The sequence below is a fragment of the Streptomyces sparsus genome (assembly GCF_054776295.1).
Map to the genome: position 1 here is coordinate 1 of NZ_BAAHCA010001656.1, position 601 is coordinate 601.

Sequence of the window (601 nt, forward strand, 5' to 3'; positions counted from 1 at the left end):
TGGCCCGCCGGTCGGCCAGCTCGGCGAGTGCCGGCGCCCGGGACGCCTCGGGCACGTGGTCGTCCGCCCAGCCCGCCGCCTCGTCCGCGACCCGGTCGACGAACCGTCGTCCCCAGGCCGTCAGCACCTCGTGGTGGCGCAACGTTTCCGCGACCTCACCGACGGCCTGCCGCCAGAGCGCGTACTCGAAGTGCGCCAGGACCGCCTCCGGCCCGGTCAGCGAGTGGCGTTCGACGCGCCAGAAGGCGGCTACCCCGGCGAACGCGTACACCCCGTGCAGCAGTCCGGACGGCGGCCGGGGGTCGCCGCGCCAGGGCGCGTGCAGCAGCAGCGGGGAGCCGTCCGGGCGGGTGTCGCCGCACAGCGGCAGCTGGTGCAGCAACGCGTTGAGCACGGAGTGCCGCGCCTCGTGCACCGCGGTCACCGCGAGTTCGCGGGCGTCCCCCGGCAGGGAGATCAGCGCGCTGCCGAAGGCCTCGCTGTAGGACGCGCTGGCGTTGCGGAAGCGCGGAGCGGGCGGCAGCGGGACCACCGTCCGGCAGGCCAGGCCCAGCAGCTCCGCCGCGCGCGGGTGCCGGGCGTGCAGCAGTTCGCCGGCGGC

Annotated in this window: 1 protein-coding gene; it reads right to left on the reverse strand. The window is 76.9% G+C overall.

What is annotated here, in order from left to right; genetic code table 11:
• The coding region (locus ACYVE9_RS30145; RefSeq protein WP_461031029.1) for an aKG-HExxH-type peptide beta-hydroxylase at nt 1–601 on the reverse strand (601 nt) is incomplete at both ends.